Source organism: Streptomyces sp. NPDC021093, assembly GCF_044333135.1.
Taxonomy (GTDB): Bacteria; Actinomycetota; Actinomycetes; order Streptomycetales; family Streptomycetaceae; genus Streptomyces.
The window spans coordinates 277,458-303,303 of the sequence record NZ_JBIRQJ010000015.1; the positions used below are offsets into that span (position 1 = coordinate 277,458).

At 69.5% G+C, this 25,846-nt stretch carries 24 protein-coding genes and 2 pseudogenes; 15 read left to right on the plus strand and 11 right to left on the minus strand.

Annotated features, from left to right (window positions below):
* Positions 1-38: 38 nt before the first annotated feature.
* The 11 genes from ACH4SP_RS37610 (at position 39) to ACH4SP_RS37660 (ending at position 14,000) form a co-directional block, all read left to right on the plus strand.
* Positions 39-1,049 (plus strand): methyltransferase, encoded by a 1,011-nt coding sequence (locus tag ACH4SP_RS37610; RefSeq protein WP_398422077.1) that lies wholly within the window; start codon positions 39-41, stop codon positions 1,047-1,049.
* 56 nt (positions 1,050-1,105) lie between these two features.
* On the plus strand, positions 1,106-2,362 hold the full coding sequence (locus ACH4SP_RS37615; RefSeq protein WP_398422079.1) for a flavin-dependent oxidoreductase: 1,257 nt from the start codon (positions 1,106-1,108) through the stop codon (positions 2,360-2,362).
* Positions 2,363-2,691: 329 nt separating this feature from the next.
* A complete protein-coding gene (metK, locus tag ACH4SP_RS37620) occupies positions 2,692-3,915 on the plus strand; it encodes a methionine adenosyltransferase (protein WP_398422081.1) in 1,224 nt (407 codons plus the stop codon).
* A gap of 1 nt (position 3,916) precedes the next feature.
* Positions 3,917-4,978, plus strand: a complete 1,062-nt coding sequence (locus tag ACH4SP_RS37625) for a carbohydrate kinase family protein (protein WP_398422083.1) — start codon at positions 3,917-3,919, stop codon at positions 4,976-4,978.
* Positions 4,975-5,895 (plus strand): methylenetetrahydrofolate reductase [NAD(P)H], encoded by a 921-nt coding sequence (gene metF, locus ACH4SP_RS37630; protein ID WP_398422085.1) that lies wholly within the window; start codon positions 4,975-4,977, stop codon positions 5,893-5,895. The genes ACH4SP_RS37625 and metF overlap by 4 nt, the downstream gene beginning before the upstream one ends.
* Positions 5,892-8,003 (plus strand): transketolase, encoded by a 2,112-nt coding sequence (tkt, locus tag ACH4SP_RS37635; RefSeq protein WP_398422087.1) that lies wholly within the window; start codon positions 5,892-5,894, stop codon positions 8,001-8,003. The genes metF and tkt overlap by 4 nt, the downstream gene beginning before the upstream one ends.
* Positions 8,000-9,313, plus strand: a complete 1,314-nt coding sequence (gene aroA, locus ACH4SP_RS37640; RefSeq protein WP_398422089.1) for a 3-phosphoshikimate 1-carboxyvinyltransferase — start codon at positions 8,000-8,002, stop codon at positions 9,311-9,313. Before tkt ends, aroA begins: the two co-directional genes overlap by 4 nt.
* Positions 9,310-10,494, plus strand: coding sequence for a chorismate synthase (gene aroC, locus ACH4SP_RS37645; RefSeq protein WP_398422091.1), 1,185 nt, complete (start codon positions 9,310-9,312; stop codon positions 10,492-10,494). Before aroA ends, aroC begins: the two co-directional genes overlap by 4 nt.
* Positions 10,491-11,036 (plus strand): shikimate kinase, encoded by a 546-nt coding sequence (locus ACH4SP_RS37650; RefSeq protein ID WP_398422093.1) that lies wholly within the window; start codon positions 10,491-10,493, stop codon positions 11,034-11,036. Before aroC ends, ACH4SP_RS37650 begins: the two co-directional genes overlap by 4 nt.
* 49 nt (positions 11,037-11,085) lie before the next feature.
* A complete protein-coding gene (locus tag ACH4SP_RS37655) occupies positions 11,086-12,603 on the plus strand; it encodes a carboxylesterase/lipase family protein (RefSeq protein WP_398422095.1) in 1,518 nt (505 codons plus the stop codon).
* A gap of 122 nt (positions 12,604-12,725) precedes the next feature.
* Entirely contained in the window at positions 12,726-14,000 is a 1,275-nt protein-coding gene (locus ACH4SP_RS37660; protein ID WP_398422135.1) for a S41 family peptidase, read from the plus strand.
* A 73-nt stretch (positions 14,001-14,073) separates the two neighbouring features.
* Here ACH4SP_RS37660 and ACH4SP_RS37665 read toward each other — a convergent pair whose 3' ends face one another.
* The 6 genes and pseudogenes from ACH4SP_RS37665 to ACH4SP_RS37690 all read right to left on the minus strand — a co-directional run bounded on the left by ACH4SP_RS37665 (position 14,074) and on the right by ACH4SP_RS37690 (position 18,604).
* On the minus strand, positions 14,074-14,643 hold the full coding sequence (locus ACH4SP_RS37665) for a putative immunity protein (RefSeq protein ID WP_398422138.1): 570 nt from the start codon (positions 14,641-14,643) through the stop codon (positions 14,074-14,076).
* A 72-nt stretch (positions 14,644-14,715) separates the two neighbouring features.
* Positions 14,716-14,949: pseudogene (locus ACH4SP_RS37670) on the minus strand (GNAT family N-acetyltransferase); the annotation flags it as partial.
* A 21-nt stretch (positions 14,950-14,970) separates the two neighbouring features.
* Entirely contained in the window at positions 14,971-15,303 is a 333-nt protein-coding gene (locus ACH4SP_RS37675; RefSeq protein WP_398422097.1) for a hypothetical protein, read from the minus strand.
* 325 nt (positions 15,304-15,628) lie between these two features.
* On the minus strand, positions 15,629-15,994 hold the full coding sequence (locus tag ACH4SP_RS37680) for a hypothetical protein (protein ID WP_398422099.1): 366 nt from the start codon (positions 15,992-15,994) through the stop codon (positions 15,629-15,631).
* A 146-nt stretch (positions 15,995-16,140) separates the two neighbouring features.
* Positions 16,141-17,361, minus strand: a complete 1,221-nt coding sequence (locus ACH4SP_RS37685; protein ID WP_398422101.1) for an IS110 family transposase — start codon at positions 17,359-17,361, stop codon at positions 16,141-16,143.
* Between the two features lie 340 nt (positions 17,362-17,701).
* Complete coding sequence (locus ACH4SP_RS37690; protein WP_398422103.1) at positions 17,702-18,604, minus strand: LysR family transcriptional regulator; 903 nt, start codon at positions 18,602-18,604, stop codon at positions 17,702-17,704.
* 188 nt (positions 18,605-18,792) lie between these two features.
* Between ACH4SP_RS37690 and ACH4SP_RS37695 the strand changes: the two genes are divergently transcribed.
* Complete coding sequence (locus ACH4SP_RS37695; RefSeq protein WP_398422105.1) at positions 18,793-19,098, plus strand: DUF1330 domain-containing protein; 306 nt, start codon at positions 18,793-18,795, stop codon at positions 19,096-19,098.
* 222 nt (positions 19,099-19,320) lie between these two features.
* Positions 19,321-19,515 (plus strand): annotated as a pseudogene (locus ACH4SP_RS37700) (protease); the annotation flags it as partial.
* 317 nt (positions 19,516-19,832) lie between these two features.
* On the opposite strand, the gene ACH4SP_RS37705 reads toward ACH4SP_RS37700, so the two are convergent.
* The 5 genes from ACH4SP_RS37705 to ACH4SP_RS37725 all read right to left on the minus strand — a co-directional run bounded on the left by ACH4SP_RS37705 (position 19,833) and on the right by ACH4SP_RS37725 (position 23,968).
* On the minus strand, positions 19,833-21,014 hold the full coding sequence (locus tag ACH4SP_RS37705) for a hypothetical protein (protein WP_398422106.1): 1,182 nt from the start codon (positions 21,012-21,014) through the stop codon (positions 19,833-19,835).
* A 314-nt stretch (positions 21,015-21,328) separates the two neighbouring features.
* Positions 21,329-21,826, minus strand: coding sequence for a transposase (locus ACH4SP_RS37710; RefSeq protein WP_398422108.1), 498 nt, complete (start codon positions 21,824-21,826; stop codon positions 21,329-21,331).
* 591 nt (positions 21,827-22,417) lie between these two features.
* The gene (locus tag ACH4SP_RS37715) at positions 22,418-22,771 is read right to left on the minus strand and encodes a WXG100 family type VII secretion target (protein ID WP_398422109.1); all 354 of its coding nucleotides are present in this window, start codon (positions 22,769-22,771) and stop codon (positions 22,418-22,420) included.
* Between the two features lie 383 nt (positions 22,772-23,154).
* The gene (locus ACH4SP_RS37720; protein ID WP_398422111.1) at positions 23,155-23,454 is read right to left on the minus strand and encodes a chitin-binding domain-containing protein; all 300 of its coding nucleotides are present in this window, start codon (positions 23,452-23,454) and stop codon (positions 23,155-23,157) included.
* A gap of 133 nt (positions 23,455-23,587) precedes the next feature.
* Positions 23,588-23,968 (minus strand): hypothetical protein, encoded by a 381-nt coding sequence (locus tag ACH4SP_RS37725; protein WP_398422113.1) that lies wholly within the window; start codon positions 23,966-23,968, stop codon positions 23,588-23,590.
* 189 nt (positions 23,969-24,157) lie between these two features.
* Between ACH4SP_RS37725 and ACH4SP_RS37730 the strand changes: the two genes are divergently transcribed.
* On the plus strand, positions 24,158-24,754 hold the full coding sequence (locus tag ACH4SP_RS37730; RefSeq protein WP_398422115.1) for a DUF2165 domain-containing protein: 597 nt from the start codon (positions 24,158-24,160) through the stop codon (positions 24,752-24,754).
* Between the two features lie 254 nt (positions 24,755-25,008).
* Positions 25,009-25,846: transposase (locus tag ACH4SP_RS37735; RefSeq protein ID WP_398422117.1), on the plus strand; the 838-nt coding region annotated here is incomplete at its 3' end.

The following is a 25,846-nucleotide window of genomic DNA, read 5'->3' on the forward strand; positions in this document are numbered from 1 at the left end:
TCGCCTTTTCCGACTCCGACGACGAACGGACACTGACCATGGCCATAGACACCGAGGCCGCCCGCGTCACGGTCGACCTCATCACCGCCGCATGGCGCACCCAGGCCGTCTACGCCGCAACCAAACTGGGCCTGCCCGACCTCATCGCAGCGGGGCACACCGACAGCGCGGAGCTCGCCCGTGCCGCCGGAACCGACGAGGGCATCACACGCCGCCTGCTGCGTCTGCTCGCCCGGCTGGAGATCGTCGAAGGGACCGAGGAGACCGGGTACCGCAACACGGCGGCGGGAGATCTGCTGCGCGACCGGCCTGACTCGCTGCGCGACATGTGCCTGCTGTACGGCGAGGAGTTCTACCAGGCCTGGGGACACGCCCAAGTGACCTTCCGTACCGGAGAACCGGCCTTCGAGGCCGTGTACGGGCAGTCGCTCATCTCCTACCTGCGGGACGACCCGGAAGCAGCCGGCCGCTTCCAACGGACCATGCAGGCCAGCAACTTCTTCTTCGACGCCGTACCGGAGACCGTCGACTTCTCCCAGAGCTCCCACGTGGTGGACATCGCAGGCGGGAGCGGGCAGCTGCTGTCCACGGTGCTGCGCGCGGCACCGCAGACCCGCGGCACCCTCGTGGACCTCGAACACACCATCCCCATCGCCCGCAAGCACCTTGAGCAGACGGTCGGCACCGAACGCGTCGAGCTCATCGCGGGCAACATGTTCGCCGACGAGCTGCCCGCGGGCGCCGACACCTACCTGCTGTCGCGGGTCCTGGGCGACTGGGGCGACGACGACTGCGTACGGGTACTGAACAGGGTCCGCTCGGCCATGTCCGCCCACTCCCGGCTGCTGATCATCGAGCGAGTCGTACAGGACGACGGCACCGGCCTGCTGGCCCCGCTGTGGGACCTGCACCTGCTGGTGCTCAACGGCGGCAGCCAGCGCACCCTGAGCGACTACCACGGCCTGGCCGCCCGCTCCGGTCTGACCGTCGAGCGCTCCGTGGAACTGCCGATGGAGAACACCGCCCTGGTACTGGTCCCGGAAGCGTAGGCCGTACCCCGGGCCGCGCCACGTGCAGCGACCCGGTCCATCCCGAAGAAGGAGACATGGGAACTTCACAATCCGCGGACGTCGTCATCGTCGGAGGCGGCATAGGCGGTCTGACCGCAGCCCTCAGCCTGCACGCCGCAGGATTCGAGCCGCTCGTCCTGGAGAGCGCTCGTGAGATCAGGCCGCTCGGCGTGGGCATCAACCTCCAGCCCGCCGCCGTGCGGGAGCTGACCGAGCTGGGCCTGGCCGACGAACTGGCCGCCACGGGTGTTCCCGCAGCCGGACATCTCTTCGCCGACCACCACGGCACGACCCTGTTCACCGAACCGCGAGGACTGGCCGCCGGCTACAAGTGGCCCCAGTACTCGATCCATCGCGGCGAACTCCAGATGCTGCTGCTGAAGGCGGTACGGGAACGAATGGGCCCCGACGCGGTGCGTACGGGTATCCAGGTCCAGGGATTCGAGCAGACCCCCGGCGCGGTCCACGCCCACGTACTGGACCGGGCCGACGGCCACCGGGAGCTGATCGAGGGCGGCGTGCTCGTCGCCGCGGACGGAATCCACTCGACGGTGCGCGCCCTGCTCCACCCGGATCAGGGACCGCTCCAGTGGAACGGCGTCACGATGTGGCGGGGTGTGACCGAGGTCGAGTCCTTCCCGCCGGGGAACGCCGTCGTCATCGCCGCCGACGAGCAGAACGTCCAGTTCGTGGCGTACCAGATCTCCCACGCCGCCCTGGCGCGCGGCCGCACGTCGGTCAACTGGGTCTGCCTGGTGCCGGGAGGCACACCCGGCCCGCTCGGCGGCGACGTCAACTGGAACCGCCCCGGCACGGCGGAAGACATCCTTCCGCACTACGCGGACTGGAAGTTCGACTGGGCCGAGCTGCCGGAGCTCATCACCGGCAGCGAGCAGATCCTCGAATACCCGATGGTCGACCGGGATCCGCTCCCGTCCTGGGGACACGGCCGGGTCACCCTGCTCGGTGACGCCGCACACCCCGGCTACCCCTCCGGTGCCAACGGCGGCACCCAGGCCATCATCGACGCCCGAGTCCTGGCCTACGAACTCGCCACGACGGACGACCCGGTCACCGCGCTGGCCCGCTACGAGAAGGAGCGGCGGGAAGTCACCTCCGCGATCGTGCTCGCCAACCGTGAGATGGACCGGGTGGGACGGCGCGGTGCCGGTGGCCGCTCCGGCACCTCCATCGCCAAGGTCACCGACTCCTACCGGCGCACCACCGGTGCCGCGGAAGAGCTCAACTCCCGCGCCTCCCTCACCCCGCCGGGCGGGAACTTCGGGAACTGAGCCGGTACTCCGCAAGGAGACACCGACCTCGCCCGGGAGCAGGCCAACGGCCGCTCCCCCCATGAACAGGACGCGGAGGGCAGCCCCCCCGGCGATCCACTGCCCGCCGGTGCGGGCCTCATCCCCCGACCCGCACCGGCTGATCCGCGTCCCCGGGCCGGAGCGCCCCCCCCGCCCCCCCCCCGGCAGGGGCCTCCGGCCCACCCACCTACTCACTCACTCCCGCACCCGCGCACCCGCGCACCCGCGTCACAGGGCCGAACCGCCCACGTCGATCCACACCCCGCACCGCCATCAGTCAGCAGCCGCTGCGACCCCATGGAGTACCCGTGTCCCGCCGCCTGTTCACCTCTGAGTCCGTCACCGAGGGCCACCCCGACAAGATCGCCGACCAGATCAGCGACGCCGTCCTCGACGCGCTCCTCGCCCAGGACCCGGCCTCCCGGGTCGCCGTCGAAACGCTGATCACCACCGGCCAGGTGCATCTGGCCGGTGAGGTGACCACCACGGCCTACGCCGATATCGCCGCTCTGGTCCGGGACACGGTCCTGTCCATCGGCTACGACTCGTCGGCGAAGGGTTTCGACGGCGCTTCGTGCGGTGTCTCGGTGTCCATCGGTGCGCAGTCCCCGGACATCGCGCAGGGCGTCGACACCGCTTACGAGCAGCGGGTCGAGGGTGCCGCCGCAGGTGCGGAGGGGGACGAGCTGGACCGGCAGGGCGCGGGCGACCAGGGCCTGATGTTCGGCTACGCCTGCGACGAAACACCCGAACTGATGCCGCTGCCCATCCAGTTGGCGCACCGGCTCGCTGCCCGCCTCTCCGAGGTGCGCAGGAACGGGACCGTCCCGTACCTGCGCCCGGACGGCAAGACCCAGGTCACCGTCGAGTACCTGGGCAGCCGGGCGGCCCGCCTGGACACGGTCGTCGTCTCCTCGCAGCACGCGAGCGACATTGACCTCGACTCGCTGCTGACCCCGGACGTCCGCGAGCACGTCGTGGAGCACGTACTGGCCGAACTCTCCGACAGCGGCGTCAAGTTGGAGACGGACGGCTACCGGCTGCTGGTGAACCCGACCGGCAGGTTCGAGATCGGTGGCCCGATGGGCGACGCGGGCCTCACCGGCCGCAAGATCATCATCGATACGTACGGGGGCATGGCCCGGCACGGTGGTGGTGCGTTCTCGGGCAAGGATCCGTCGAAGGTGGACCGTTCGGCGGCGTACGCGATGCGCTGGGTGGCCAAGAACGTGGTCGCGGCAGGGCTGGCGTCCCGCTGCGAGGTGCAGGTCGCGTACGCGATCGGCAAGGCAGAGCCGGTCGGTCTCTTCGTCGAGACCTTCGGCACCGCGGTCGTTCCGCAGGCCCGTATCGAGCAGGCCATCGCCGAGGTCTTCGACCTGCGCCCGGCCGCGATCATCCGCGACCTGGACCTGCTCCGCCCGATCTACGCGCAGACCGCCGCCTACGGCCACTTCGGCCGCGAGCTGCCCGACTTCACCTGGGAGCGCGCCGACCGCGCCGACGCGCTGCGCACCGCTGCGGGGGTCTGACATGCGGATCACCGTTACCGGTTCGGTCGCCACCGACCACCTCATGATGTTCCCCGGACGTATCAGCGACCAGCTGCTGGCCGACAAGCTGGACCGGATCTCGGTGTCGTTCCTCGTCGACGACCTGGTGATCCGGGACGGCGGCGCCGCCGCGAACATCGCCTACGGCCTGGCCTGCCTCGGCCACCGCCCGCTCCTCGTCGCGGCGGTGGGCGCGGACTTCCAGGCCTACGGCCGTCGGCTGACGGAGCTCGGAGTGGACACCTCCGGCGTCCATGTCTCGGCCACCCGGCACACGCCCCGCTTCCTGCGCACCACCGACCCGGTCGGCAACTGCCTCACCTCCTTCTACGCGGGCGCGATGGCGGAGGCCGCCGACATCGACCTGGCCGGTGTGCTGCGCCCGCGTGGCGGATCCGATCTCGTACTGGTCGGCGCCGAGGCCCCGGCCGCGATGCTCCGCCACACCCGGGCCTGCCGCACTCTCGGCATCCCCCACATCGCCGACCCGTCCCAGCAGCTGGCCCGGCTCGAAGGCCCTGAGATCCGCGAACTGGTCGACGGGGCAAGCCTGTTGTTCACCAACGAGGACGAGCGCGAACTGCTCCTGCACAAGACCGGCTGGCGCCACGCCGACGTGCTGCGGCGGGTCGGCACCTGGATCACCACCCTCGGCGAGAAGGGCAGCCGTGTCGAACGGGCGGATGAGCCGGCCACCGACATCCCCGCCGTCCCCGTGGACACCGTCGCCGATCCGACCGGAGCAGGCGACGCCTTCCGCGCCGGATACCTGGCCGCCCTCGCCGAGGGCCTCGCCCCTGTGCGCATCGCCCTCGTGAGCCACGACCCCGTGCGATGCGCCCAAAGAGGCGCGGCCCAGGCCGCCTTGGCCCTGTCGGCCGTGGGCACCCAGACCTACGCCCCCACACCCGACCGCACCCACCACCTGCTCACCGGCACCCACGGAACCGGCACCCACGGAACCGGCAGTTCCCCAACCGGCACCTACCCAACCGGCACGGAGTACGCGCCGGACACACTGCCGACCGGGGAGCGCCGATGAGCGTCCTGACGCAGGCCACCGCCCGGCGCGGCCCGGCAGAGCTGATCGCGGCCGGAAACCGCTCGTACTCCTTCGAGTTCTTCCCGCCCAGGACCGACCGCGGCGAACAGGCGCTGTGGCAGGCCCTGCGCCGCATCGAAGCCGTGGACCCGGCCTTCGTCTCCGTGACGTACGGGGCGGGCGGCTCCTCACGGGAACGCACCGCCGCCCTCACCCAGAAGATCGCGGAGAACACCACGCTGCACCCGGTCGCCCACCTCACCGCGGTCGGCCACTCCGTCGCCGAACTGCGGCAGATCATCGGCCGCTACGCCGACGCCGGCATCCGCGACGTACTGGCCCTGCGCGGTGACCCGCCAGGTGACCCCCAAGGACCGTGGACCCGGCATCCGGAGGGTCTGGCACACGCCGCCGACCTGGTCCGCCTGGTGCGCGAGCTGGGCGACTTCAGCATCGGTGTCGCCGCCTTCCCCGAGCGGCACCCCCGCTCGCCCGACTGGGACAGCGACATCCGGCACTTCATCGCCAAGTGCCGGGCGGGCGCGGACTATGCCGTCACCCAGATGTTCTTCGACGCCGAGGACTACCTCCGGCTGCGCGACCGGCTGGCCGCCGCCGGGTGCGACACCCCGGTCATCCCGGAGATCATGCCGGCCACCCGCCACGACCAGATCAGCCGCTTCGCCGAACTGAGCAACGCGACCTTCCCCGCCGGCCTCGGCCTGCGTCTGCACACCGCGCGGCACGACCCCCAGGAGTCCCACCGCATCGGCGTCGAGCACGCCACCGCGCTGGCGCAGCGCCTCCTCGACGAGGGAGCGCCCGGTCTGCACTACATCACCCTCAACCACTCCACTGCCGCCCTCGACATCCACCGCGGACTGCGCCTGCCCTCCACGGAGACGAGTCACTCATGATCACGTCTGATGCCCTGCCCTCCACGGGCCTTCCCGCCCTCGACTGGACCGAATTGGACCAGCGGGCCGTAGACACCGCCCGCGTCCTGGCCGCGGACGCCGTACAGAAGGTCGGCAACGGCCATCCTGGTACGGCGATGAGCCTGGCGCCGGCCGCGTACACCCTTTTCCAGAAGGTGATGCGGCACGATCCGGCGGACGCCGACTGGACGGGCCGTGACCGCTTCGTCCTTTCCGCGGGCCATTCGTCCCTCACTCTCTACACCCAGCTGTACCTGGCCGGTTTCGGCCTGGAGCTGGACGACCTGAAGGCGTTCCGCACCTGGGGTTCGAAGACCCCGGGGCACCCGGAGTACGGGCACACGGTCGGTGTCGAGACCACGACAGGACCGCTCGGCCAGGGCGTGGCCAATGCGGTGGGCATGGCGATGGCCGCCCGCTACGAGCGCGGCCTGTTCGACCCGGACACCGCGCTGGGTGAGTCGCCGTTCGACCACTTCATCTTCGCGATCGCGGGTGACGGCTGTCTGCAGGAGGGCATCTCGGCGGAGGCGTCGTCGATGGCCGGGCACCAGAAGCTCGGCAACCTGGTCCTGCTGTGGGACGACAACCACATCTCGATCGAGGGTGACACGGAGACGGCGGTCTCCGAGGACACCATGAAGCGGTACGAGTCCTACGGCTGGCACGTCCAGCGCGTGGCTCCGAAGCCGGACGGCGACCTCGACCCCGAGGCCCTGTACAACGCGATCCAGCAGGCGAAGGCCGTCACCGACAGGCCCTCGTTCATCGCGATGCGCTCGATCATTGCCTGGCCCGCGCCGCACGCGCAGGGCACCGAGGCCTCGCACGGCTCGGCGCTGGGTGACGAGGAGGTCGCGGCCACCAAGCGTGTGCTGGGCTTCGACCCGGAGCAGTCCTTCGAGGTCTCCGACGAGGTCCTCGCGCACACCCGCGAGGCGCTGGACCGGGGTGCGCAGGCGAAGGCCGAGTGGGAGAAGGGCTTCGCCGCCTGGCGCACCGCGAACCCGGAGCGCGCGGCCGAGTTCGACCGCATTGCGGCGGCCGAGCTGCCCGCGGGCTGGGAGGAGAAGCTCCCGGCCTTCGAGACCGGCAAGGGGATCGCCACCCGCGCGGCCTCCGGCAAGGTCCTGGCCGCGCTCGGTGCGGTCATCCCGGAGCTGTGGGGCGGTTCCGCCGACCTGGCGGGGTCGAACAACACGACGATCGACAAGTCGTCGTCGTTCCTGCCCGCGGGCAATCCGCTGCCGGAGGCGGACCCGTACGGCCGCACGGTCCACTTCGGTATCCGCGAGCACTCGATGGCCGCCGAGATGAACGGCATCGCGCTGCACGGCAACACCCGTATCTACGGCGGCACCTTCCTGGTGTTCTCCGACTACATGCGCAACTCCGTCCGTCTCTCCGCGCTGATGCACCTGCCGGTGACGTACGTGTGGACGCACGACTCGGTCGGTCTCGGCGAGGACGGCCCCACCCACCAGCCGGTCGAGCACCTGGCCTCGCTGCGCGCGATCCCGGGCCTGAACGTGGTCCGCCCGGCCGACGCCAACGAGACCGCGATCGCCTGGCGCGAGATCCTGAAGCGGTACACGAAGGTCTTCGGCAAGGGCGCCCCCACCGGCCTCGTGCTGACGCGTCAGGGCGTACCCACCTACGAGGCCAACGAGGACGCCGCCCGCGGCGGTTACGTCCTCTTCGAGGCCGACGGCGGGACCGCGCAGGTGGTCCTGATCGGTACCGGTTCCGAGGTCCAGCTCGCCGTCGAGGCGCGCGAGGAGCTCCAGGCCGCCGGCATCCCGACCCGGGTCGTGTCGATGCCGTCGGTGGAGTGGTTCGAGGAGCAGGACCAGGCCTACCGGGACAGCGTCCTTCCGCCGTCGGTCAAGGCCCGGGTGGCGGTCGAGGCCGGTATCGGCCTGACCTGGCACAAGTACGTGGGCGACGCGGGCCGGATCGTCTCGCTGGAGCACTTCGGCGCCTCCGCCGACGGCAAGGTCCTCCTCCGCGAATTCGGTCTCACCGCCGACGCCGTCACCGCCGCCGCCCGTGTGTCCGTCCGAGCTGCTGCCCGGAGCCGGTCATGACCACACACGGCAGCGGGCGCGGGCACGCCGCGCCGAGCGCGCGGATCCCCGGCTCGAAGAGTCTGACGAACCGGATCCTGCTGCTGGCCGCGGCCGCCGAGGGCACCAGCCGGGTGCGGGCACCGCTCGTCAGCGACGACACCCTCGCCTTCCGGCACGCCCTGACCGCACTCGGCATCCCGGTGAAGTCCGGTACGACGGACGCGTACTGGGAGGTGACCGGGGTGGGGCGCGGGCCACGCGGCGGGGCCCGGGTGTGGTGTGCGGACGCGGGGACCGCCGCGCGTTTCCTGCCACCCTTCGCGGCCACCGGACAGGGGACCTATGTCTTCGACGGCTCCCCGCAGCTACGAGCCCGCCCCCAACTCCCTTTGTTTGACGCGCTGTTGGAGCTCGGCGCCGAAGTGGAAACGGCACCCGGCGGTTCCCTGCCCACGCTGATCCGTGCGCACGGCCTCACCGGCAGAGAGATCACTGTGGACTCCTCCATGAGCAGCCAGTACCTCAGCGGCCTGCTGATGGCAGCACCCCTGATGCGCCACGGACTGCTCATCAGGGGCACCGCTCTGGTCAGCCGCCCGTACGTCGACATGACCGTGACCCTGATGCGACGCTTCGGCGCGCAGGTCACCCAGGAGGAGGACGGCTCCTTCCAGGTGGCGCCCGGCGGATACACCGCCACCGACACGGTGGTCGAACCCGACGCGTCCACGGCCTCCTACCTCTTCGCCGCGGCCGCCGTCACGGGACGGACGATCACGGTTCAGGGCCTGGGCCTCGAAAGCCTCCAGGGCGATGTGCGGTTCGTGGACGTGCTGGCGCAGGCCGGTGCGCGGGTACGGGCGGACCGTACGGCGACGACGGTGACCGGGACGGGGCGCCTGCGCGGCGGTTTCACCGTCGACATGGGCGAGATCTCGGACACCTTCATGACCCTCGCCGCCATCGCACCGCTCGCCGATGGCCCCATCACGATCCGTGGCATCGGGCACGCGCGGCTGAAGGAGTCCGACCGCATCGCCGCCGTCGCTCAGGCCCTGGGCGCCTGCGGCATCGAGACCGCGTCGGGGGAGGACTGGATCACCGTCCACCCGGGGGTGCCGCGTCCCGCCCGTGTCGCCTGTCACCGCGACCACCGCATCGCGATGGCGTTCTCGGTCCTCGGGCTCGCCGCCCCGGGCGTCATCTCCCTGGACGATCCGCACTGTGTGGCCAAGACCTTTCCCGGCTTCCACGCAGAGCTGCGACGTCTCTTTCCAGCATACGAACTCCCGGTCCAGGTACGGGAGACGGCGAAGGAGCGACATTGAGCAGGTTGCGCTGGCTGACGGCGGGGGAGTCGCACGGCCCCGCACTCGTGGCGACGCTGGAGGGTCTTCCGGCCGGCGTGCCGATCACCACTGAGCTGGTGGCGGACGCGTTGGCGCGGCGCCGGCTGGGCTACGGGCGGGGCGCCCGGATGAAGTTCGAGCGGGACGAGGTGACGTTCCTGGGCGGGGTGCGGCACGGACTGTCACTGGGTTCGCCGGTCGCCGTGATGGTGGGCAACACCGAGTGGCCGAAGTGGGAGCAGGTGATGTCGGCGGACCCGGTGGCGGCGGAGGTGCTGGCGCAGTCGGCGCGCAACGCACCGCTGACCCGGCCGCGCCCCGGGCATGCGGATCTGGCGGGCATGCAGAAGTACGGCTTCGACGAGGCCCGGCCGGTCCTGGAGCGGGCTTCGGCGCGCGAGACGGCGGCCCGGGTGGCGTTGGGGGCGGTGGCCAGGTCGTTCCTGAAGGAGACGGCGGGAATCGAGATCGTCTCGCACGTGGTGGAGCTGGCGGCGGCCAGAGCCCCGTACGGCGTCATCCCCGGGCCCGCGGACGTGGAGCGGCTGGACGCGGACCCGGTGCGCTGCCTGGACGCGGACGCGAGCAAGGCGATGGTCGCCGAGATCGACCAGGCGCACAAGGACGGCGACACCCTGGGCGGCGTGGTGGAGGTGCTGGCCCACGGGGTGCCGGTGGGACTGGGCTCGCACGTGCACTGGGACCGGCGCCTGGACGCGCGGCTGGCCGCGGCCCTGATGGGCATTCAGGCCATCAAGGGTGTGGAGGTCGGTGACGGCTTCGCCCTGGCCCGGGTGCCGGGCTCCCGGGCGCACGACGAGATCGTCGGCACCGAGAACGGCATCAGGCGCGCCTCCGGCCGCTCGGGCGGTACGGAAGGCGGGCTGACCACGGGTGAACTGCTGCGGGTGCGGGCGGCGATGAAGCCGATCGCGACCGTGCCGCGTGCGCTGGCGACCGTGGACGTGGCGACGGGCGAGGCGACCAGGGCGCACCACCAGCGCTCCGACGTGTGTGCGGTGCCGGCGGCCGGGATCGTGGCGGAGGCGATGGTGGCGTTGGTGCTGGCGGATGCGGTGGTGGAGAAGTTCGGTGGCGACAGCGTGCCGGAGACCCGCCGCAACGTGGTGTCGTTCCTCGACAATCTGGCCATCCGGTGACGGCTGCTGCAGGCGGGCCGGCCGTTGTCCTGGTCGGCCCGATGGGCGTGGGCAAGACCACGACCGGACGGGTGCTGGCCGAACGACTCGGTGTGGCGTTCCGGGACACCGACGCCGACATCGTGGCGACGGCGGGCAAGGAGATCCCGGAGATCTTCACCGACGACGGCGAGGAGCACTTCCGCCGCCTGGAACGGGACGCGGTCCGTGCGGCGGTCGCCGGACACAGCGGCGTGCTGGCACTCGGCGGCGGCGCGGTGCTGGACGCCGCCACCCGCGTGCTCCTGGCCGAACTGCCCGTCGTCCTCCTGAAGATGGGCCTCGACGAGGCGGTCAGACGGGTGGCCCCGGACGCACCGCGCCCGCTGCTCAGCGTCGATCCGCGTCAGCGGTGGCGTGAACTGATGGAGGAACGGCGCCCGTTGTACGCCGAAGTCGCCCGAGCGGTGGTCAGCACCGAGGGCCGCACCCCCGAGGAAGTCGCCGAAGCCGTCCTCGACGCCCTCGGCCCGCCCGGAGGCGGAGCGAGGGCGGACCAATAGACACCCACAGCCGTACCGGTATCCACGTCCACGACAGGAGGAGCAACCGATGGAACAGCCCCGAGGAGCCGCAGGCCCCGTCGTCCGTACTGGCCAGGGCCGGGTCGAAGGCCGGTGGTCCGGGGACATCGCCGCGTTCCTGGCAATGCCCTACGCCGCGCCCCCGGTGGGCGAGTTGCGGTTCGCCCCGCCGCAGCGGCCCGCACCCTGGGAAGGGACACGCCCGGCCGACCGCCCCGGAATCGCCGCGGTGCAGGCACCCTTCCCACCCGAAACCGCGATAGGCCGCATCTTCCCGCAGCCCCTGCCCGGGCAGGGCGAGGACTGCCTGACGGTGAACGTATGGACCCCGGCTAAGGACCCCGGAGACCGGCTGCCCGTGATGGTGTGGCTGCACGGCGGCGGCTTCCTGATCGGCGCCGGCTCGGCCCCGCACTACGCGGGTACGGAACTGGCACGCCGAGGCGATGTCGTCGTGGTCAGCCTCAACTACCGCCTCGGCGCCCTCGGCTACCTCCACGTGCCGGAGCACACCACGGAGGCCAACTTCGGCCTGCAGGACCAGATAGCGGCACTGGAATGGGTGCAGGAGAACATACGGGCCTTCGGCGGCGACCCGGACAGCGTGACCCTCTTCGGCCAGTCCGCCGGTGCGTACTCGATCCTGGCCCTCGGCACGGTGCCGCACGCACGCCGGCTGTTCACCCGCGCCATCGTGCAGAGCGCGCCCATCGACGAGGACCACCACGGCCCGGACCGCGCGGCGGAGGTCACCGCGCTGTTCCTCGACGCCGCGGGGATACCCGGCGGCGACCTGCACGACCTGCGCGCCCTGTCCGTCGACCGGCTGCTGCACGCCCAGAACGAAACCGTGCGGCGCTGGCACCAACCCGACTTCGGCGCCAGCCCGTTCGCCCCGGTGGCCGACGGCGGGCTGCTCACGACCCCACCGGGGCGGGCAGCGCTGGCCGGAAGCCTCGACCACATCGAGCTGATGATCGGCTGCACGACCGAAGAAGCCCTCTTCTTCCCCGAGGTGACAGCCCTGTGGGACACCGATGAGGCCCCCCGGCTGCCGAAGGACGCCGCCGCCTACCTGCGCCACGCCGCGCAGCACCCCGGCGAACCTCCCGCCAGGCTGCTGAGCCGCGTGATCACCGACACGTTCGCGGCACACCACTTCGACATCGCCGAACACCGCGCGACAACGGCCCGCCCGGCCTACGTCTACCAGTGGCGGCACCCCTGCACCGGGTGGTACGGCCGGCTCGGCGCCTGCCACTGCGCCGAACTCCCCTTCCTCTTCGGCAACGTGGCGGACTGGCGGACCTCCGCGCTACTGGAGGGCACGGACCCATGGGACATCCGGTACCTCACCGAGCACACGCAGAACGCCTGGACCGCCTTCGCCCGCAGCGGCGACCCCGACCCGGCGGGCACGCTCGGCTGGACTCCGTACACCTCGGACACCAGAACCGTCCTCGCCCTCGACACACCGGTGAAGCTGCTCACGACCCGGACGGCCGTCACCAGCAGCCACCGGGACGCCCCGGTACCTGTTACGTGAGTGGCTGTAGGTTGTCAGTGGCTCAAGGGGGCTGTCCCCCTTACCGGGAAAGGGGAACCGTGCGACGCAGGCGTTCGAAGATCGTAACGACCTTGATAACAGCGGCACTTGTAGGCGCGGTGATGGCGCCCGCGGCGGCAGCACCGCAGCCTGCGACTGCCGACGGGATCTGGCGCATGGACGGCTACGACACCGTCCTGACGATCGCGGACGGACACCTGCAGGAGTACCAGACGACAGCGGTGAGCTGTGTGCAGGGCGCCGTCGCGAACCGGACGGCCCCGGGCACGTACAGCACCGCCGGCGGAACAGTCTTCACCGTCCGGCAGCCGGGGACGCTGCGCGTGGCCGGTTCGTCGGGGGACAGGACGCTGCACCGGCTGGCGGAGCTCCCACAGGCGTGCCGGCAGCCGATGGCCAAGGACCCCCTCACGGCGTTCGACACCTTCTGGCAGACCTTCGAGGAGAACTACCCCTTCTTCGTGGCCAAGGGCATCGACTGGCACGCCGTACGGGACACCTTCCGCCCCAAGGTGCACGCGGGAACGACCAGGACCGAGCTGCTCTCCCTCTTCGGCGACATGGTGAAACCGCTGTACGACGCGCATGTCGTCGTCTACGACGGCGACCGCTTCTTCGTCCAGATACGTCCCGGCACGACCCTGCTCACCCCGGAGCTGGAAACCAAGGTCAAGAACCACATCGTGCGGCGTGACCTCCACGGCAAGAAGCCGCAGGAATTCGCGAACGGCCAGGTCAGCTATGCGGACCTGCCCGGCGAGCAGGGCTATCTCCGCATCTCGGCGTTCGGCGGATTCCACCCCAAGGACCCGTCGTACGCTGCCCAGTTGGCCGAACTCGACAAGGCGCTGAACAGCATCCTCACCGCGGAGCGCACTGCGTCCCTCAAGGGGCTGATCATCGACGTACGGACCAACGGCGGCGGCTACGAGGCCCTCGGCGTACGCATCGCCGAACGCCTCACCGACACCCCGTACCTCGCCTACAGCAGGCGCACCCAGTACACCCCTCCCCAGCCCGTCCGGGTGACACCCGAACAGGGCGCCCCCCGCTACACCGGCCCGGTCGCCGTGCTGACCGCGGGGACGACGATCAGCGCGGCCGAGACCTTCACCCAGGCCCTCATCAACCGGCCCGGCAAGACCGTGCGCATTGGCGAGCCCACACAGGGCGTCTTCTCCGACGTCCTGGAACGCAAGCTCCCCAACGACATGGCCTTCTGGCTCCCCAACGAGCAGCTCGTGACCCGCTCGGGCCACACCTTCGACGGCACCGGCATCCCACCCCACCTGCGCACACCGGTCTTCACCCCGGAAGAATTCGACAAGAACCGCGACTCGGCCTTCGACACCGCGGTCGCGACCCTCCGGCGCTGAGGGGGTTGCAGGAGAGGGCGCCGCACGGGACCTGGCGGCCGGACCCGGAACGGCCGCGGTTGTCGACGAGGAGTCAGCCGCGGTGTTGTGGCTGACCCTCGGTTCGGCGGGGTATGCGCAGGGACGTGTCCAGGATGGTCATGAGCTGTGCGGCACGGCTCTTGCCCGTCGGCGCCGGCGGGTATCTGTTCAGGACATCGATCAGGACGGGTACGGCGCGTTGTCGAGCCTCCTCGATCAGCCGGAGCCCGACGGCGAAATCATCGCCCGCGTTCAGCTCTCCTACGCGCGCGGCGCTTGCGGCGGCTCTCAGGATGTGACCGACTTGGGTGGCCTTCGCGATCGGATGGAGATAGGCCGCAGAGGCGGCATCTCCGGCGGCGCGTGCAGCGAGCCGCGCGGCCTCCGTGGTCGCCTCCTTCGCCGCCCGGTGGGCGTCCAAGGAGGCGATGCGCTGAAGTCTGGTCCTTCTCGCGCCGTTCACGAATTCCTGTGCGGCGTTGATGGCTGCACGAGGTCGAGGATCGCCGGGGTGGGCGTCCTCGAACACAGGAAGAACTCCCTCAGCGCTCTCCAGAACGTAGTGTGCGACGACACGCAACTCGTCCATGGTCAGCTCAAAGTCACCGGATCCGATCGCCACGGCCCCGATTCTCCCATCGAGAGATCGCCCGCGGTCACGGGCGAAGAGATCCAGGACGGCTCCGACCCGGGAAGCACCCAGCTTCTGCGCTGACGCCTCGACTGCCCGTAACAGGCCCCGGCCCAGACCCGCCCCACGCCCCGTAGGCCGTACGTACATGCGCTTCAGCCATGGTTGTCCAGAGTGCCCCGCTGGAGAGGGCCAGCACCATCTGCTCTGGCCGTTCTGGCCGCGGGCGACCCGCCCGTACTGATACCGGCGGCGTACGCGGGGAAGCGGAACCTTGGGGCGCCGAGAGCGCCCCAAGGTGTTCCGCCACCGTGCTCGCTATCCGGTGAAGATCACCGCATGCGGAACCGTGGCTCCGCCGTAGGCGCCACTCCCGCCGGGCGCCAGCGAGTCCTGCGGGACCATGCACTCCGTGTCGCGGAAGAGCACGGCCTGGGTGTCGGTGCCGTTGTCGGCAATGCCCGCCCCACCGTCCAGCGGGACACACGTGTCGTCCGGCGGATCGGCGATCGGGACCCGGAAGCCCGTGTCGGCCCGGTTGTAGAAGAAGGTGCCCGACGCCGCCTGGGCACTGGTCGACACCCCTGCCACCAGGACGAACGCCGAGCCTGCGACGACGGTCATCCTGGCGAGCCGTTTCCACCTGTGCATAGAGGACCCCTTTTCCCGAAACCGAACGATTTCCACTGTTGCCCCTTATGAGGGCTATGCCCAGCACAGCAGGTATGACGGCGGCATGCCGCCGCTATGCAGACGAATCACCTGTGCGGTGCGGCGAAGCGGAAGCTCGGACGACGGGGAATGCGCGGGCGGCGCCCCCACTATCCGGTGCTCCCGCTCTCCGGCGGTCCGCTCAGCCCATCGGCTCAGCCCCGACCGTCAACTCCCAGCGGATCTCGCCGTCCTGGACCACGGCCAGGCCATCGGCAGCCCCGGTAGATCCTGACTCTGCGTCGCCCGAGGGCAAAGCTCAAGCTCACCAGACGATGACACCGCCGCCCTCGGCCTTGGCTCGCACGGAGGCGGCAACGATGTTGTTGAAGCATCGGGTGATGTACTCCGTGCCGTAGCCGCTGACTTCAGCAAGGTGATCGAAGTGCGGGCGTATCGCTTCGCACTCGGTCAGGAAGTCGTCGATCTCACCCGGCTCGACCTGGAGGTTGCCGCCGTCGAGCCGGGGAAAGAAGCGAGTCCCCAGCGCCCGAACCGCTTCAGAGCCCCACAGCTTGCTTCGTGTGTTCTCGAATCCGGCCATGGTCCTGCTGTAGTCGTCGTCGGGATCTTCCAGAAGGTCCCACTCGCCGTTGGCTTTGTATACGTAGGTATCCACATTGAGGCTCATGTGCTGATTCTCCGGAGCAAGGCCGTGCCGCGTCGATTGGATTGCAGCTGCCGCGACAGCGGCACGGCCGTCACGCAGGGCAGACACTTCGAGACGCTGGCAGCTCTGCGTCATGCCCGTAGATAAAGAACTTCCCAATGACGATGTCAAGCCGCCGCCGTGACGGTTGGTAGTACCTGATAGCACGCTCCGTCTCGGATCATGGCCCACAAGACGTTCGCCCGTCGACGGGCCAAAGCCAGCAGAGCCTGCTTGTGTCCCTTTCCCTCGTTCCGTTTGCGCCCGTAGTAAGCCTGGGAGGCGGAGCAGGTTCTCAGGCTGGCCATCGCGGAGAGGTAGAAGGCCCGAAGCAGGCCGCGGTGGTAGCGGCGCGGGCGACGCATGTTGCCGCTGACACGGCCGGAGTCCCGCGGCACGGGCGAAAGGCCAGCGAAGGACGCAAGCCGGTCGGCCGTGCCGAAAGCCTCCAGGTCGCCACCGGTGGCGGCGATGAACTCGGCACCAAGGAGGGTGCCCATGCCCGGCAGACTTCGAATCACCGTTGCGTGTCGGTGCTCGTTGAACCGTGCCTCGATGAGCGCGTCGAGTTCGGCGATTTCCTCGTCGAGGGCCAGCACGCCCTTGGCGATGCGGGCGACCATGGCGGCCGCGAGGGTCTCTCCCGGCAGGGCGGTGTGCTGGACCCTGGCCGCCTCAACAGCTGTCTCGGCGAGCGCGACAGCGTTCTTCACCTTGCGGTTCTTCAGCCAGGTTCCGATTCGCCGGGTCCCGCTGCGCCGAATCGCGGCCGGCACCTGGTAGCCGGTCAGCAGGACGACCGGACCCTTCTTGCTCAGGTTCAGCGTGCGCTCCAAAGCTGGGAAGAACTCCAGAAGCTGGGCCCGCAACCGGTTGGTCTGACGAGTTCGGTCGTTGACCAGGTCGAGGCGGCGGGCGGTGAGGATGCGCAGGTCGACGGCTATCTCGTCACCGGGCCGAAGGAGACCAAGGTCCTGACGCATGCGTGCCTGGTCGGCGATGACAAACGCGTCCTTCTCATCCGTCTTGCCCTGGCCGCGGTAGGCCGTCGACGCCTGGTGCACGGCCAGGCCGGTGATGTAGACCATCGGCTGCTCGTGGCTGAGCAGGAGACCGATGAGCAGGGCGGCACCACCGTGGTTGATGTCCACCGCCCACAGGGCGTCCTCGGAGAGGGCGAGTACATCTGCGATCAGCTCCAGCAGGACTGGTTCGTCGTTGAAGACTCGACGTGAAAGGAGGCGTTCGCCGCGGTCGTTGACCACCACGCAGTGGTGGTGTTCCTTGCCGATGTCCACTCCGGCCCAGATGTGGGGCACGGTCACCTCCGCCAGCTCGTCGTCACACATCGATCCCGCAGACGACCTCGCCGACGTTGTCCTACACAGCGATCAAGTCGCGTATCCCAATTAGCGGTCGAGTCGTCGCGGGGCTCCGGGCGGCCAAGTTCTTTGAACCATCCAACGGCGACAAGCTCATAGCCATACCCAGAACCCCCGGGTCCGCCGATCTTACGAATGACCGGCTCAGACCCACGCTTGGAAGGTAGGACAAGCTCAAGTCCGCCGGCTTAGCGAGGTCGTGTGGGACATTCAGCAAGACCGCCGTCGTCATCACCGCGAAGTCCGCCGGGCGCAAGGTCTTCGGCCTCGCCACCGCAGGCGTCCGTCTCGCTTGACCTCTTGCGCGTCAGTCCGGCAGCCAGTGCAGCTCGTGCGCCAGGGTTTTGGCGACGGCACGGATGCGGCGGTGCAGCGGTGACTGCTCGCGTGGGAGGACCAGGTGGATCGTCAGGCTGGGCGCGCCTCGCAGCGGTCGCCAGGTGAGACCGGCCGGTTGTGCCGTGGCCGCGGCTTCTCCGGCCGGGGCGAGGGTGACCCCGTCGCGCAGGTCGCGCTGAGACATGTCGAAAGAGACTGCGGGCGTGTGGAATCGGGGGCGCGGTCGGGTGTCTCGGAACACTGCGGACAGCTGATCGTGGATCACGGGGTTGGCCGCACGGTCCGGGAGTCGCAGCGGATACGCGGCCGCGTCGGCGATCTCGATCTCCGGGTGTTCGGCCAGCGGATGGTGCTGCGCCAGCTGGACCCCGATGCGCGCACGCCGCAGCAGGAACCGGCGCACGCCACGGCCCGGCTGTTCACCTCGGGTGATCCCGGCATCGATGCGGCCGTCGGCGACCGCGGGGGAGATCTCCGGTGTCGCCATCGGGACCGCGCCGACCTCAAGTCCGCTGTTGCCGCGCATCAGCCTGTCCACCAGGGCCGGTGCCGTCTCGGCCCCGGCGCTGAGGCTGTATCCGATGCGCAGCGTGCCCAGTTCACCGGCCGCCGCGCTCCGGGCGGTGTCCCATGCCCGGTCCAGCGCCGCCAGCGCGGGCGGCGCGGACTCCATCAAAGCCGCACCGGCCGTGGTCAATACGACGCTACGCGTGTTGCGGACCAGCAGGGCCGTACCGAGTTCCGCCTCCAATCGGCGCATCCGGGCGCTGAGTGCGGGCTGTGCGATACCGATCCGTGCGGCCGCGCGGGTGAAGTTCAACTCCTGCGCCAGCACCAGGAAGTACCGCAGGCTCACCGTATCCGGCGCCACGTGCTCTCCCCGCCAATTGATAGCGATCCGTTCTGAGCCTATCCCGTACCGGTCTTTCCCCCGACCGCAGATCAAGCCCTAGCCTGCGCATATGACGATCCAACCGACCGCAGCAGCGGTCACCGGGATCGATCTGTCTGAGTGTCAATTCGAAGTCGGAAGTGTCCGGCCGAACACAGGAGGTTTCCATGGCTAAGGGCTACTGGGTCAGTGTCTACCCCGCCATTTCCGACCCTGAGAAGCTGACTGCCTACGACAAGCTGGCCGGTCCGGCTGTCCAAGCTGGGGGCGGGCGCGTCCTGTCCCGCCTCCTGTCCCTTGGCGGTCGAGTCGTCGCCCACGAGGCCGGACTCACGCAACGCGTCATTCTGATCGAGTTCGACAACTTTGAACAGGCCGTCGCGGCATACGAGAGCGAGGCATACCAGAAGGCGCTGGTGGCCCTCCCCGACGGCTTCGAGCGCGACTTCCGCATCGTCGAAGGCATCGACTGACCGGCGGACCCAGCCATCGCTGAGCATCCGTAAGCCGGCCGCCCAGCCACACCACAGGCACCACCCTCACCCGAAAGCTCGGGCAGGGTGTCACACACTGCACACCGTCGGGCAGACCCACCCGAGCCTGCCCGACAGGCCGTCTCCGGAGAGATCCCGCACAACGTGCCAGCCCATAGCGAGAAGGCTGAGTTCGGGCCGCTGCCGGGAGGGTCTCCCCCCGACGTCCTGGAACGCAAGCTCCCCAACGACATGGCGTTCTGGCTCCCGAACGAACAGTTCCTGACCCGCTCGGGCCACACCTTCGACGGCACCGGCATCCCACCCCACCTGCGCACCCCGGTCTTCACCCCGGAGGAATTCGCCAAGAACCGCGACTCGGCCTTCGACACCGCGGTCGCGGCCCTCCGGCGCTGAAGGCAGACACGGGGGTGACTCTCTGCCAGGGAAGTGCGGCGGCCTCCTCTCAAAGGCTCGGGTGGGGAGGCTCCGGGCGCTGGATGCAACGGCCTGACTCCCACCCCTCGTTGGGCTGGATCCGTACGGCTGCCGGAGCGGTGACGTGTATGGGGAGCCGGCCGCCCCACCATCCATGGCGGGGCGGCCGCCTTTCGGGCGGGGAGTCTGCGGGTATGCCCGGTCAGCAGGGGGTTCTGTGGACGGTGGAGCCGCGGAAGCTCTGACCGTGGCTGCGGGAGTGGTGCGAAGGATCCAGTCAGGTGTGTGCGGGGCCGTCAGACCAACGCGTCCTTGTACATGATGGTCGTCGTACGGGCCTCGCCATCACGGCCGGCGAAGCCGTAGCAGAGCCGGGCCTCTCCGGCGATCACCTGGATCGCCATGCCTTCGGCCTCACGGTAGGTGAGCGATTCGCCCGAGGTGATGTGCCGCTGCTCAACTGTCTTGCCGGTGTTGAGGTCGACCGTGGTGAGGTGGGCGTTGCCGGAGGTCTTGGGGGCGCCGGGGAATCCTTGCTCCTGGCACCACTTGACGAAGGCCGGGGAGGGGGAAGGGGCTTGGCCCGAGCCACGGGGTTTGTTCATGTCGCCGTCCCTCCAGGTCAGTTCGTCGCAGTCGTTGTAGGCGTTGCCGTCCAACAGGTACAGGTACTGGCCGTGGAGGGTGTACCCCTGGAAGACGCCGGTGTAGGACAGTGGTTCCCACTTGTTGTCGGTCTTGTTGTTGCGGAGCTGGCCGGTGTAGCTCAGCGCGGGCTGGGCGACCTCCGCGAGGACGTTGTACTTGCGGGCGAGCACATCACTGAGTGCGTAGGTCCGGTAGCGGAAGGGGCCGCTGCCGGCCTTGTACCGCTGGACCAGCCGATTGTTGACCGGGTCGATGGCGCAGGTGACGTTCCGGGCGCCGCTGACCAGCACGTGCTTCTCGACTTCCGGCGAATCCGGGTAGTACGTCCCGTTGTCGTGGAACGGAATACGGGCGAGAGCCGTGCCCGCGCAGTCCCCGTCAGCCACCACGGCACCGTCCACCTCGACCCACAGGCGCAGGTGCACACTGCTCGACTCGACACCGATCGACACGCCGTGGCCCCAGCCCTTGCCGTTCCTGTCGCGCAGGGTCATGCTGCCGAGAACCTTGCCGGTCAGGTCGGTCTTGGTGATCCGCAGCCGTCCCGCCCCTGCCGAGCCGCTCTCGTTCAGCACCTGGGCCAGGTAGATGGCGCCCCGGTAGTGATCGAAGGCGAATGACTGGAGCACGGTGCCCGTGTAGATCGAGTCGTTCCACAGCAACGTGTAGACGTCGCCCGCGAGGCTGAACCGCTTTGACGCGGGCACTGCCGCGGCCTCGGCCGCGCCGGCCGGCCCGGCGCCGAAGACGGGCCCGAACGCCGTCCCGGCGGCTGCCCCCGCACCAAGTCCTAGCACCCCTCGCCGACTCCACTGCTTTGCAGGCTTCATGCGCCCCCCATATCGACGTGCTTGTACGACGCCTCACACCCCGCGGGCGGAGACTCGATCACTGGCCGGAACCGCCGGTGCCCTGTGATCGATGAAGGGAGACTAGCCGAGAGCCCTAGAACCTCTGTTGCAATAGTCCGGGCCCCGGCGCCGCCTCCGTGGCGTCGCACACGGCGGGTCAGAGCCCACGCGACCACCTCCCCCTCCGGGAGCCGGTCCCCGAATTCCGGATGCCATCCGGCTACTGCCCCTCCTCCGAGAAGCGCACCCGCCGACAAGCCCCCGCCCCTGCACCCACCCTTCTGCAACAACTTTTAGAGCGTGTCGACCAGGAGATGGCGCTTGATCCCGAGCACCTTCTTCGCACCGTCGCACCGTCGCACCGTCGCACCGTCGCACCGTCGCACCGTCGCACCGTCGCACCGTCGCACCGTCGCACCGTCGTACCCGTGCCGGCCGCCCCGCTCAGTGGCTTTCACGCTCTGACTGTCCAACACCCCCGCACTCGGGGTGGGTTCATGCCCCTGGTCTGCACGTTCTCTCGCCCGCAGCGAGCCCAGGACCTCTTCCCAGAGGCCCTCGATCCGCCACTGCCGCCAGTAGTGGTAGACGGTCTGCCAGGGCGGGAAGTCGTTCGGAAGCAGTCTCCAGGCGCGGTCGGCCCGTACCCCGTACGCAAGAGCGTCAAGGATCTCGCGACGCGGGTGCTTCGGTGGGCGCCCGCCCGGCCTCGGCGGCGGCACGAGCAGGGCCAGTACCGCCCACTCCACATCAGACAGGTCCGTCGGATACCCGCGTCGCCGACCGGTCATCTCGACCTCCACCAGCGCAAAAACTACCAACTCACCTGCCTTGAACGGGGCTTCTCAGACACCCACTACTGATCTCTTCGGCTTGATGTCGGGGAGGGACGGTGGAGGGCCGGGCCGGTCTCGGCCGGGCAACCGTTGATGAGTTCGGGATGGCGCTGGACATGACCGAGTCCCCGGCGAAGGGTGCGTTCGAGGTGTTCGTCGTCGGTGAAGGCCACGTTGGCCGGCGGGCCGCGCCGCCACAGCGGCCAGATGCCTTCCTCTCACCTCCGGACTGCACAGTCCCCGTACTCCGCTGCGCCGGTTCCTGGACCGCGAACTGTCAGCAGGACCACGGCCGCTGCGCGAGTCCTTCCGTGTCCAGCACCAGACCGACACCCTTCTACCGACACGGTGTGGGCCGCGGATGAGCGCGATCGTCAGGCTGAGGCTGAGACTGAGGCTGACCGCGCGGGCGGTGCAGTGCCGGGCGAGGGATACCGCCTCGCGCGGCACCATGACGGCCGGCCGTGACGGCCCTTGCCCGGGGCGCCGGGCCGCTGCGCTTTGGGCGCGCCTACCGCGTGCGGACGTCCTTTTGCGTCGTGCAGACTACTTCGCCGCGGCTTCGGAGGGCGTACCGAGGCTGCTCTGGGTGGCGTTGACGATGTCGTGGAGTTCGGCTGTGGCGGCGCTCCACTCGTTCTGTTGTCTCTGCCAGGACTCGGAGGCTTCGCCTTCGTAGCTCCCCGCGATCTTCTGGATGAGGCTCTTCATGTCATCGAGTTCAGCCGACAGGCCGGTGCTGCTGTCCGGAGTCTCGTCCGTCGGCGCGGCGTGGCCGCTGGGCTGGGCCGCGAGGTGCAGACCGGTGGGAGCAGCCGCAGCACAGGCTGCCGGGGCGAGGGCAATGCTGCCGAGAGCAGCGGCGAGCAGCGCAGCGGGCAGGACACGTGTGTTGATCATGCTGACCTAACGCGGCGGCCTACGGAGCGGTAACGTCCCCTACCCCCAGATGGACGTAGTACCGGCTCGTTCAGGATCCTCACAACAACAGGTCAAGGCCCAAAGAACGCGAGCGCTTCCGGCAGGAGCAGCTGCGCCAGGAGCAGGAAGCCGCAGCCGAGGCGGCAAAGCAGCAGAGCCGCCGGTTTGCCCGGCGGCGCAGCATCTGACCGGAGCGAGAGTCCTTCCGGCGGTCCCCGGCCGCCGGGGAAGTCGGGGACGAGGGCTTCTTCGTGCACACCGTGCACTGCGCACCCTGCTGGGGCCTGCGCCACACTGTCAGGCCCCAGCAGCGCCCTGTCCTGCCCGCGCATCTCCGCCCGCACCGCAGTCCATACGGGCCGTTAGGCGTCGTCCCGGCGTGTGCAGGTGGAGGCTTCTTGGTCGAAGTGGGTTTCCTGCGGACAGATGAATGACCACTTGTAGGTCTTCTCCGTGCCGTCCGGGAACTGTGCGGGCAGGCACACGTGGAAGACCTGGTTGTCGGTCTCGGGGTCGGCGTAGTAGCCGTACGGGCGTTCGTTGCAGGAGAAGCTGGTCTCCAGGTTCTGGGCGCCGGGCGGCGGGGTCGGGTCGGCCGCCGCCGTACCGGCCGCGCTCAGCACAGCGGTGGCCACGGCCGCGAGCACGAGAAGTCTGCGCATTGCTCTACCTCCAGTTCACAGGGGCGGCGAGCATGATCCCACCGTCCGCTGTGCCAACAACCTGCACCGGAGAAGGTCATCAGAACGAGGCACCACGCCGACGCCACCGTTCCGGCCCGTACCGGGCTTTGGTTCACAGCATTTCGGCGATGCCCCAGGGGCCGCTGAGGTCGTTGAGCCACCGGTCGGGCAGTTCTCCGTTCCACCGTGCGGTCAGCGTGAAGCGGGAGCGGACCTCCACCAGCCGCTCCAGGACGATCAACGACATCGGGTGCGCGAACAACTCGTGCCGCCCGCATTTCGCGGTCGCGGACTGGGGCCCGTATTCCGCGTACAGCCGCACCAGCCGTTCCCGGTAGGCGTCCACGAACTCCTCCAACCGGGCCGGGTATGCCTCCCGCTCCCCTTCCGGGATCACGGACCACGGGACCGGCAGGACGTTCTCGGTCATGCCGTCGTCGAAGCGCACGTGGACCGCGAACGCGGCGTACGACCGCACCGCGACCGCCGGCATTCTGTCCGCAGCACCCTCCCGGACCTCCCCTCGCCGCCCGCTCTACCGGACCGCCCGCTCTACCGATCCGTTGTGCCGAAGCACGATAGTTGTCACCAGGCAGGACGGCTGGAAGGCCTGCGCACGTGAAAAGGGACAAGTACGACCCGTGGTCCAACTGCCCGCGGGACGACGAGCGAGGGCACATACATGGCACAGGCCGATCGACCGACCCGCACCGGCTCCGGTTCCCCTTCCTCGGGAACCGCCCCGGCCGCCCCGCGGAACTGGTTCCTCCGGCTGGGCGCGCCGCCCGTCGCGGCGACCGCGCTGACGGCGGCCGTCGCGCTCTGCATGTCCCTGGTCGCGTTCGGAAACATCACGGATTTCGGGACCAACCAGCAGTTCGTCCAGCACGTCCTGAGCATGGACACCACGTTCAAGGACCCCGACCTGATGTGGCGGGCAGTCGAATCCCCCGCCGTTCAGAACACCGCCTACGTCGCCGTCATCGCCTGGGAGACGCTGACCGCGTCCGTCCTCCTCACCGCTACCTGGTTCTGGATCACGGGGCTGCGCCGCGACGTGTACGATCGTGCCCGCGCGGCCAGCACCGTGGGCCTGGTCATGATGCTGGTCCTCTTTGGGATGGGCTTCCTCGCCATCGGCGGAGAGTGGTTCGCCATGTGGCAGTCGTCCGACTGGAACGGTCTGGACGCTGCGGCCCGCAACGTCGCACTGGCTGCCTTCACGCTCCTCGTCGTGCACCTGCCTGGGATCTGCCGGGCAGGTACGGCACAGACCTGAGGCCGACCACGCAGCGGGCGAGGCGGACGACAAGCGCAGAGCGCAGCTCCCCGCAGAGCTCCCCGCAGAGCTCCCCGCAGAGCTCCCCGCACAGCTCATCTGGCCACTGCGGTACGACGTCGGTTGAGTTTATTCCTTTACCACGGGCCCGGTCGAGTGGTCACTCTTCGGGGTGATCGCAGCGTATGAGGGGGCCCTCCTTGTGATCCTGAACTCTGCGAGGAGATCCAGGAGCTCGCCAGGAGGGCCGTGGGATGGGTGTGCTGCCGCAGGTCGGCGGGTGGGATGCGTTCGCGGATCTGGCACGCTTCCGGACAGCCTTCCACGGCTGCTTGTCTGCTCGGGCCGACGCGTTCTTCGAACTCACCGACGCCCTGCTATGTGCGGACGGCCCGGTGCGAACCCCGGTGGAGTTTTCGCTGACGGCCGAGCACTGCCGCGGGTACGGCTCGCTTTACGCCGCCCTGAACCAGGGGCGACTCGACATGGCTGCCCTGCGTGACCTGTTGGTTTCCGTGCCGCTTCCGCGGTTCGACGGGCGGATCGTGCTCACGGTGGACGTCTCGCCGTGGCTGCGGTCGGATGCCGCCTGTTCGCCGGAGCGGCTGTTCTGTCTGGTCCACGGCCGCAACGGTCGCGCATCGGACCATGTGGTGCCGGGCTGGCCGTATTCGTTCGTTGCCGCGCTTACCCCGGACCGCACCTCGTGGACGCAGGTTCTGGACGTGGTCCGGCTGGGGCCCGCCGACGACGCCGCGGCCGTGACCGCCGGACAGTTGCGGGCTGTGGTCGAGCGCCTGGTCGCGGCCGGCCAGTGGCAGTGCGGGGATCCGGACATCCTGATCGTGATGGATGCGGGTTACGACGTGATGCGGCTGGTCTGGGTGCTGCGTGATCTGCCCGTCGAGCTCGTGGGGCGCCTGCGGTCGGACCGGGTCCTGCGGCTGCCGAAGCCGCCACGCGTCTACGACCCCAGAGGCGGCCGGCCACCCAAGCACGGTACGTGCGCTTCGCCACCGTGCACCCGGCACACTTCCAGACCATGTTCCGCCCGGAGCTTCTGCACCCGGACGACCAGGAACTGCTCACGGC

Coding starts and splice junctions, on each gene's coding strand:
- ACH4SP_RS37610 (WP_398422077.1), top strand. CDS start 39: ATGGCCATAGACACCGAGGCCGCCCGCGTCACGGTCGACCTCATCACC.
- ACH4SP_RS37615 (WP_398422079.1), top strand. CDS start 1,106: ATGGGAACTTCACAATCCGCGGACGTCGTCATCGTCGGAGGCGGCATA.
- ACH4SP_RS37625 (WP_398422083.1), top strand. CDS start 3,917: ATGCGGATCACCGTTACCGGTTCGGTCGCCACCGACCACCTCATGATG.
- metF (WP_398422085.1), top strand. CDS start 4,975: ATGAGCGTCCTGACGCAGGCCACCGCCCGGCGCGGCCCGGCAGAGCTG.
- tkt (WP_398422087.1), top strand. CDS start 5,892: ATGATCACGTCTGATGCCCTGCCCTCCACGGGCCTTCCCGCCCTCGAC.
- aroA (WP_398422089.1), top strand. CDS start 8,000: ATGACCACACACGGCAGCGGGCGCGGGCACGCCGCGCCGAGCGCGCGG.
- ACH4SP_RS37655 (WP_398422095.1), top strand. CDS start 11,086: ATGGAACAGCCCCGAGGAGCCGCAGGCCCCGTCGTCCGTACTGGCCAG.
- ACH4SP_RS37660 (WP_398422135.1), top strand. CDS start 12,726: ATGGCGCCCGCGGCGGCAGCACCGCAGCCTGCGACTGCCGACGGGATC.
- ACH4SP_RS37675 (WP_398422097.1), bottom strand. CDS start 15,303: ATGCACAGGTGGAAACGGCTCGCCAGGATGACCGTCGTCGCAGGCTCG.
- ACH4SP_RS37680 (WP_398422099.1), bottom strand. CDS start 15,994: ATGAGCCTCAATGTGGATACCTACGTATACAAAGCCAACGGCGAGTGG.
- ACH4SP_RS37685 (WP_398422101.1), bottom strand. CDS start 17,361: ATGTGTGACGACGAGCTGGCGGAGGTGACCGTGCCCCACATCTGGGCC.
- ACH4SP_RS37695 (WP_398422105.1), top strand. CDS start 18,793: ATGGCTAAGGGCTACTGGGTCAGTGTCTACCCCGCCATTTCCGACCCT.
- ACH4SP_RS37705 (WP_398422106.1), bottom strand. CDS start 21,014: ATGAAGCCTGCAAAGCAGTGGAGTCGGCGAGGGGTGCTAGGACTTGGT.
- ACH4SP_RS37710 (WP_398422108.1), bottom strand. CDS start 21,826: ATGACCGGTCGGCGACGCGGGTATCCGACGGACCTGTCTGATGTGGAG.
- ACH4SP_RS37715 (WP_398422109.1), bottom strand. CDS start 22,771: ATGATCAACACACGTGTCCTGCCCGCTGCGCTGCTCGCCGCTGCTCTC.
- ACH4SP_RS37720 (WP_398422111.1), bottom strand. CDS start 23,454: ATGCGCAGACTTCTCGTGCTCGCGGCCGTGGCCACCGCTGTGCTGAGC.
- ACH4SP_RS37725 (WP_398422113.1), bottom strand. CDS start 23,968: ATGCCGGCGGTCGCGGTGCGGTCGTACGCCGCGTTCGCGGTCCACGTG.
- ACH4SP_RS37730 (WP_398422115.1), top strand. CDS start 24,158: ATGGCACAGGCCGATCGACCGACCCGCACCGGCTCCGGTTCCCCTTCC.